Origin of the sequence: uncultured Planktosalinus sp. (assembly GCF_963973675.1) — a bacterium.
Lineage (GTDB): Bacteria > Bacteroidota > Bacteroidia > Flavobacteriales > Flavobacteriaceae > Planktosalinus.
Window position 1 is genome coordinate 1 of record NZ_CAXBAN010000097.1, and the last position, 7,982, is coordinate 7,982.

10 protein-coding genes are annotated in these 7,982 nt (G+C 37.6%); all 10 read left to right on the forward strand.

Annotated elements, in window-relative coordinates:
• The first annotated feature begins 56 nt into the window (after positions 1 to 56).
• Positions 57 to 665, forward strand: a complete 609-nt coding sequence (locus tag AACY61_RS05340) for a hypothetical protein (protein WP_339610552.1) — start codon at positions 57 to 59, stop codon at positions 663 to 665.
• Positions 662 to 2,296: a radical SAM protein gene (locus AACY61_RS05345; RefSeq protein ID WP_339610553.1), complete on the forward strand. Its 1,635-nt coding sequence runs from the start codon at positions 662 to 664 to the stop codon at positions 2,294 to 2,296. The genes AACY61_RS05340 and AACY61_RS05345 overlap by 4 nt, the downstream gene beginning before the upstream one ends.
• Positions 2,293 to 3,054 carry a 3-deoxy-manno-octulosonate cytidylyltransferase gene (kdsB, locus tag AACY61_RS05350; RefSeq protein ID WP_339610554.1) on the forward strand — a complete coding sequence of 254 codons (762 nt, stop codon included), beginning with the start codon at positions 2,293 to 2,295 and terminating at the stop codon, positions 3,052 to 3,054. The genes AACY61_RS05345 and kdsB overlap by 4 nt, the downstream gene beginning before the upstream one ends.
• 184 nt (positions 3,055 to 3,238) lie before the next feature.
• The gene (locus AACY61_RS05355) at positions 3,239 to 3,505 is read left to right on the forward strand and encodes a hypothetical protein (protein WP_339610555.1); all 267 of its coding nucleotides are present in this window, start codon (positions 3,239 to 3,241) and stop codon (positions 3,503 to 3,505) included.
• A gap of 52 nt (positions 3,506 to 3,557) precedes the next feature.
• Complete coding sequence (locus AACY61_RS05360; RefSeq protein ID WP_339610556.1) at positions 3,558 to 4,196, forward strand: hypothetical protein; 639 nt, start codon at positions 3,558 to 3,560, stop codon at positions 4,194 to 4,196.
• 19 nt (positions 4,197 to 4,215) lie between these two features.
• Entirely contained in the window at positions 4,216 to 4,941 is a 726-nt protein-coding gene (locus AACY61_RS05365; protein WP_339610557.1) for a glycosyltransferase, read from the forward strand.
• Positions 4,941 to 5,654 carry a hypothetical protein gene (locus AACY61_RS05370; protein WP_339610558.1) on the forward strand — a complete coding sequence of 238 codons (714 nt, stop codon included), beginning with the start codon at positions 4,941 to 4,943 and terminating at the stop codon, positions 5,652 to 5,654. The genes AACY61_RS05365 and AACY61_RS05370 overlap by 1 nt, the downstream gene beginning before the upstream one ends.
• Before the next feature lie 3 nt (positions 5,655 to 5,657).
• Positions 5,658 to 6,557: a hypothetical protein gene (locus tag AACY61_RS05375; RefSeq protein WP_339610559.1), complete on the forward strand. Its 900-nt coding sequence runs from the start codon at positions 5,658 to 5,660 to the stop codon at positions 6,555 to 6,557.
• Between the two features lie 9 nt (positions 6,558 to 6,566).
• Positions 6,567 to 7,730 carry an IMP dehydrogenase gene (locus AACY61_RS05380; RefSeq protein WP_339610560.1) on the forward strand — a complete coding sequence of 388 codons (1,164 nt, stop codon included), beginning with the start codon at positions 6,567 to 6,569 and terminating at the stop codon, positions 7,728 to 7,730.
• Positions 7,727 to 7,982: glycosyltransferase (locus AACY61_RS05385; RefSeq protein WP_339610561.1), on the forward strand; the 256-nt coding region annotated here is incomplete at its 3' end. The genes AACY61_RS05380 and AACY61_RS05385, both read left to right, overlap by 4 nt.

Here is a 7,982-nt window from a genome sequence, read left to right on the forward strand (position 1 = left end):
AAATTTATAAATAACTTGTAAGAATTTGCTAAATAATTTTGAAATAAGGAAAAATAATGCCTAAAGTTGTTCATGTAATTGGTAATGGTCACGCCTCAAATCTTTATACGCCACAAAAAGGGATAAAGATTTGTTGCACTCTGCCTCCATTTGATATTCCAAATATTGCTTTATCATGTATGGTAGATTTTAAAATGATGAAAGCTTTACATGAAGGTAGTATTCAAAATCCTTATACTTGGGTCTTAGGGTTTCGGCCCAAATTGTACATGGAAAAAAATTCAGGATTTCATATTAAGCATATGGGCCATATTAAAGAATTTTATACAACTCTACCGGCTTACGCAGGAAAAGGTGGGCAGGGCTATACTAACTTGAATTGTGGACATTTTGCTTTACACTATACTGCGAACAAAGTTGCTCCTGAAGAAATTCATCTATGGGGGTTTGATTCTTTGATGGACTTTGATATTCGTTCAAGAACCGACTTTTACCTAAACTCTGATAGAGGCAGCATGAATACTCAGCGTTTATCACAAACTTGGCGCACTGTGACGCATGGTATTTTTGATGAGTTTAGTCATATTCAGTTTGTAGTTCATCATAAGCACGATAGCATGAAAATCAAAAAACCGGATAACGTGGAGATTGTAGTACACAAATGAAAGTTTTAATACTTTACCCTAATATCCCGCTTATGTTTTCACCCGCTTTGAGTGTTGGTATTTTCAATACCATTTGTAAAAAAGAGGGTGCAGAAGTAGGCATATTTGAAACCACCTACTATTCGGAGCAATTTACTAATCGCCATATTATTTTATCAGAATCGGGCGCTAATCAGGGAGAAAGTGTCCGAGATCAAATGACCATGAAAGACCCTAAAGATATGGTCAAAGATTGGGTGGCGAAAGTTGAAAGCTTCAATCCTGATTTAATTTTAGTTTCAATGGCTGAAGACACCTATCATTTGGGTATTAAACTATTAGAAGCTATTAAAGATAAAAATATTCCAAACATTGTAGGTGGAGTTTTCGCAAGAGATGCTAAAGACATTCTCTTAAAACATGACGTGGTGACTTCTGTTTGTCACCATGAAGGGGAATATGTAATTCGAGATGCGATTAGGGCGCTTAAAAATAACGAAACAATAGAACATATTAAAGGTACAACTTATAGGTATGCAGACCATGCTCATGCCAATGAAGAACAGCCCCTGTGCAATATTGCTGAGTATCCACCAAATTTTGATCTATTTGATGATAAACGGTGGGCAAGGCCAATGGGAGGCCGTATCTTCAAAAGAACGGTGCCAATGGAAACTTACAGGGGTTGTCCTTACAATTGTACATACTGTAACTCTCCTTCTCAAAGAGCATTTTCAAAAGATAACAATCAAGGCAACTTTATGCGCCGCAAACCTGCGGAGTATATTGAAAAAGAATTAGTAAGTATTTTAGAAAATCATGATCCAGAAATGATTTTATTTATTGATGATTCTTTTTTGGCCAGACCTAAAAAGGAAATTGAAGAATTTTCAAACATGTGGGCAAAGTATAAAATTCCATTCTGGATGAATACCCGCATTGAAAATTGCACTCCTGATGTTTTAGAAATGATCAAGCATGCAGGGTGCTACCGCATGTCTTTCGGCTTAGAATCTGGTAATGAGGAATATAGAAGAAATATTTTATCAAGGAATGTTTCAAACGAAAAATACTTGGAACACTTTGAGTATATTAACGACTCTAATATTCCTTACAGCTTAAATATTATATTAGGAATGCCTTTTGAAACGCCGGAACTTGTAGAAGATTCTGTGAGGTTGGCCCGTGCTGCAAAAGGTTATGACGCTCTAACCCTAAGTCATTTTGTTCCATATACGGGGACAGGCTTACGGAAATTAGCTGTTGAAAACAATTTTGTTGACCCTAATCGGCTGTCTACTGGTGGAGGGATTTTGGGTGGAGAATGGTCCCTGAAGATGCCTAAACCGTATTTGCAGAAAAAAGAAGTTTATGACTACTTAAAGATTTTTGCTATGCTGGCATTTTATCCTGATGAAAAATGGCCAGAAATCAAAGCCTCTTTGAAGGATGAAAAGTTGTACAACAGATTGTTGAACACTTATAGAGAAACATTTTACTCTGAATTCCAACAGGGCGGAAAGGATCGTATTGCTAGGTTAGGAAAAAATATCAGAACTCCTTATAAAAAACCAAAAGGAGTTAAAGTCTGGGCAAAGGGCTGTGTGAAACATGATGAAAGTCAAACTATGCGAGTTGAAGTTGTATCATGAAAAATAGAAACTTCTTTTTAATTCCCTGTCGAATGGAAAGCACAAGATTTCCAAACAAGCCATTACTACCGATTGATGGTTTGCCGATGTTTGCACATGTCTACAAAAGAGTGCAATTGATGAAAAACGCAAAAAGCTCTGAAAATGTAATTCGAGTTTGTACACCAAACGAAGAAATTATAGACCAGTGTGTGCGCCATAATATTGAGGTGGTTGAAACATCTTTTGACCATGTAAATGGTACAGAGCGTATTGCAGAGGCTGCACGGACATTGGGTGCTGCTGATGATGATATTGTTGTGAATGTACAGGGTGATGATCCTTTGGTTATTCCAAGTGATGTTGAAGAACTTAATGCATATCATAGTTCTTTCCGCCACTTAGATATGGTGATTCCTCATCTTAGGACAGATGATCCAAAAAATGAATTGGCAGGAAAGATAGTAACGGATAGTGCTGATAAGATTTTGTACATTTCTCGAAATACAATTCCGTCAAACTATCGAAAAAATATATCATACAAAAAACACCTGAGTATCTACTCTTTCCGTAATGATGCTTTACAGCTTTTTGCTAAGGAGCCTGAGACTGAGCTAGAAAAGTCTGAGGGTATCGAAGCTCTGCGAGGCTTAGAATTGGGATTTAATATGCAAACCTTTGCATTGCAGAATGAGTACACCCCTGTGGATGTTCCAGAGCAGTATGAACTTGTCAAAGAGTTTATGAAAACTGATCAAATACGAAAATTGTATTCATAATAATAGAAAAAAGTTCTTGACTTAATAATTTTATAGTTTATATTAGTGATTGTTCGGTACGAAAGGGAAAACAAATGCCGCAACAAGAAGCTAACTTAAATCTTTTCCACTTAATTCCTTATCCCCTTTCGGATGGCTTATTACAGGCTAATCAGTCATCCACCTAAACCAGAAAGGAAAGATAATGAGTGAAGACCTACACGACTTTAAATCAGTAAAACTACCTGCACCTGCAAGGCGTTCTGGAGGTATGAAAGTAAGTTGGTATTTGTATGAAGACTTGCTTGATGCACAGCTTGCTTCGGTTGCTGCCGTATTCAATGCGCATTACCGGATGCAGGAAGGCTTTGATGCTGGCTATCTGACTCCCGGTAGCATCACCAAAATTGATGCGAAAAATCGTTGGGAAAAGCCCGAATACGAAGGGTTTTATGAGGTAGTGATACTATAAATACTCTCGACGGGGGCGGCTTCGGTCGCCCCACAATTTGAGAGGTTCGCAGATGAAAGCGCAAACGGCATATATTACTTGCCTTAGAGCGATGAAGTCTTATACTAAACCAACTATTTTAAAACGTAAGTCATTGAATATGTTTAAGATTTTGCTATACACAGCCGCCTTTGCAGGTGGGCTGGCCGGTGGCAGTCTGCTGTACGGTGCGCTGAAACCAGCGTGGTCCGTTGAACTTGACTGTGCCACCATGGATTTGGGTTCGTATGACTATACGGACGTTTCTACCAATCGCCCAACTCGGAACAACAACCCCGGTAACATCAAAAAGACCAGTAGGGCTTACCTCGGTGAGACGAACAATGATGCGATGTTTGAGTCGTTTGCTACGCCAGAGTGGGGCTATGCAGCGATGTTTGACTTGTTGGACCGGCACTATACCGGCCTAACGCTGTCACAGGCTATATACAAATGGTCGCCACCCTATGAGAATGACACTGAACGCTATGTGCAGTTTGTATCTGATAAAACTGGTCTGGACCGTGATGACTTCATAATCGATGTCGATAACGTTGATATCATTGCGGTCGCTCATTGGATGTCGGTGTTGGAACGCATGAAGGGCTTTGAAGAGCTTGATGTAAAGTTGGGATATTTCATTTGGAATAAGTGTTATAGATATAAGGCGTAATTCATTTGAAAGGTATAAAATGATTAATATTTTTATTGGCACTTCTGCTTTCGGTGCAGATGCAGAGTCACAAATGGTGTTAGAGTATAGCATCAAAAAGCATACTTCTGTGGACGTGAGCATTACATGGCTTAAAACATCACAAGACCCAAATTCTAATCTGTTTGGCTGGAGCAAAGGTCGCTGGGGTACTCCCTTTTCTGGATATAGATGGGCAATACCAGAAATCTGTGATTTTAAGGGTAAAGCTATCTACATGGATAGTGACGTTATGGTTCTGTCAGACCTCAAAAAACTTTGGGACCAAGAATTTAAGGAGAACAAAGTAGTCTTATCAAAAGGTGAGGCCGCACCACAACGTTATTGTGTGAGCCTTTGGAATAACGAATATGCAAAAAACTTTTTACCGTCTGTCAAAAGTATGCGGATTGACCCTTTCATTCATGATAAGATGATTGATTTCTTTGCAGACAATCAAGAAATCGTGCAACCCTTCGAAGGCAACTGGAATTGTGTTGATGGAGAGGGATTAACAATCGAACAAATCCAAACGCTACACTTTTCAGATATGCAAACGCAACCACACCTCATGAAATACACACTGCCTAGACTAAGAAGCGACGGTCGAAAACATTGGAGCAAATTTAAACCCAAGCCCCATCCTCGCCAAGACCTACAAAGGCTATTTGATAAATATTATCAGGAAGCTTTGGATTCAGGATATAAGGTTGAAAATTATTTCTAATGGCTAGAACTTTTGTCAAAGGGTCAGGCTCTTTGTCCATGCAAACAGATATTGTGGGTGAGTTTGGTGGGTCTACCCCTCATGCCATGTCTGATTACTATGGCCAAGGTATAAACACAGCAAATAGTGTGGCCATCCCTTCAAGTGGGGCAATCTCATATTCAGATTTTTACGACAAAAGTTCTCTTATCACACAATCTAGAAGCACAGGCGGTGTTACAAACACAGGAGTTTTTAATAATACGGCTGCATCAAGGTCTACGAATTTTTCACGAAATACAAGTATTACAAGAGTTACAAGCGGTTCTAGATCAACGTTTTTTTCGAGAAATACAACCAAAACTCGATTTACAAGCGGCAGCAGATTTACAAGCGGAACAAGAAGCACAAGTGATTTTACAAATCAATCTCGTTCCACTTTTAAATTCACCAATGGTAGTTTTACAAATGTAAACACTTCGGGTTTTACAACAATTTCTAGAAACACAAGTTTTAGTCGCTCCACTTTTTTCTCTAATAACACAAATTACAGTCAGATAACTACAGGGACTAGAACTACTAACATATCAAACAGGGTTACCACGATTGGGCAAAGGTCCACCAATGCCTCTCGGACTACAAACTTTAGCCGAAGCACGCAAAGTGGTGTAAGAAGCACAGATGGCACAAGAACCACAACATTTTTAGATCAATACAAAGAGGGACCATCATAGATTATGAATCCTGCGAATAAGTACACCTTTGATAATTTACCGGATGAAGATAGAGTAAGTAAACAAAATCTGACATACAATCAAAAATATTTAAAAGAATTAGAAAAAAATGAAAAGTTACTTAATGATCTTTGTCCATTAACAACAACGTTTGATGTAAGTCCTATACAAAATCTTTACTTTACAGAGTATGCTTACACAAATATTAACAAATATATAATGATTTATGGTTTGAATTATGAATTCAATGTCAGATATTTATTGAAACATTTTAAACTAGAGAACAAAACTAAAACAGTTTTTGATGACGAAAGTATCGCAGACAAGTATTTTTTAGAGGATTTGGGTGACACTGATTTTTCAGAGGTGATTTTTTTACCCGGCTCTAACATTCTTACTAAGATTGTTGACTTTGATAAAATAGATAGTCTCATGCTGGCTAATCCAGATATTTTAATCAAACCTCATCCTATCACTGATGCCGAAGACATACGGAAGTTGGGTATGAGATATGGTTACTATAGGGTGATTGATCCTGAAGTTTCTGGTTATCAAGTGATGAAAAATTGTGAAAAGGTTTACTTCACAGAAAATTCAGAAATTGGCTTGAGAGCTATTGTTGAAGGTAAGCATGTGGAAAGTGTTTCTCGTACATCTATGAATCAATTGTGTGCATACTTTCCAATTTACTTTTTGTTGAACCAATTTCCACAAAATAAAAAACAAGTTATACAATCATTTTTTTCTGGTAATTACGGTGTGATTGATGTAACTGAAGATATAAATGTTAATGCGAAAAAATTAGAAAGATATTTTGAAACTTCTATGAAATATAGAGAAAAGTTTCTGCCAGTGACTTTGCCGTTTAACGAAGATGAGTTTTTTGGAATCAAAGCAGGGTAAATTTAAATTATGAATAGTCACAAGTTTTACGATGATGAAGAAAAATTAGATTTTTCCGATGTTCTTATTGTCCCCGGAATGGCTAAGAACGGGGCTTCTTCTTCGAAACCAAAATTTTCCGTTAGATCAAGAAATGATGTCAAACTTCTTAGAAGCGTGCATCATACGAAAGTGTCAAAAGACGGAGATGTGATAGATAAATCTTTCACAGCCATCCCAATTATTGCTGCTAACATGGATGGAGTTGGCACTCTAAAAATGGCACAAGTTATGAAACGCAATGGCATGATGACTTGTTTGAATAAATCTCTCTCTTTAGAGGATTTAGACAAGTGTGAATCGCAATCGCACGCCTTTTTAACCGTTGGTATAAGTGCCGATGATTTGGATAAAATTAGAAATTTTTCTGATAAATTTCACAAAATTTGTATTGATGTTCCAAATGCTTACATAGGTGACATTGTACAATTTGTTTCTGACGTAAGAAGAATAGTATCAACCACTCATTTTATTATGGTAGGAAACATTGTGACTGGTGGTCAGGCCATGAGTCTGTACATGGCAGGAGCAAATTGCGTAAAAGTAGGTATTGGCTCTGGTAGTGTGTGTACAACTCGCCTCAAAACTGGCGTAGGATTCCCGCAGTTGTCTGCAATTTTAGAAGTTGGTGCCATGGCTCATCATATCAATGAAAATTTTGATAGGAAGCTGTATATCTGTTCAGATGGTGGATGTACTAATCCGGGAGATATTGCAAAGGCATTTGCTGCTGGTGCAGACTTTGTGATGCTTGGCGGCATGCTTGCTGGGCATGATGAAGGGGGTGGTGAGATAGTCAACAAATATCAAGAAAGTCCTGACAGAATGCCCCATCCAAACGGGCAAGGTTGGGTTCCAGTCATTGATGAAAAAAAATATGTTAGATTTTATGGTATGTCTTCAAAAACTGCAAATGATAAACATAGTGGTGGGCTTAAGGGTTATCGAGCGGCTGAAGGCAAAGAAGTGGATGTTCCATACCGGGGGTCCGTACAAGATACCATTGATGATATCTTAGGAGGGCTGAGATCAGCTTGTACATATGTCTTAGCAGAAAATTTGGTTCAATTTTATAAAAATAGTAAATTTATAAAAGTGAACAATCAAGTAAACACGGTTTTTGGTCAAGGATGAATACCTTAGTTACCACTTATTATGAAAATCCTGAGTTATTCGAAATATTTATTGAAAATAATTTTAATCAAGATTATTTTAGTAATTTAATAGTGGTAGATGATGCATCCTCTAAATATCCTGCTAAAGATATTTTACAACACTATGATACTTCCAATATTTCTTTATTTGTCTTGACAGAAGATGTTGGCTTTAATGGACATGCAGCACGGAATCTTGCAGCATATCAGACTAAAACAAAATGGATTACTT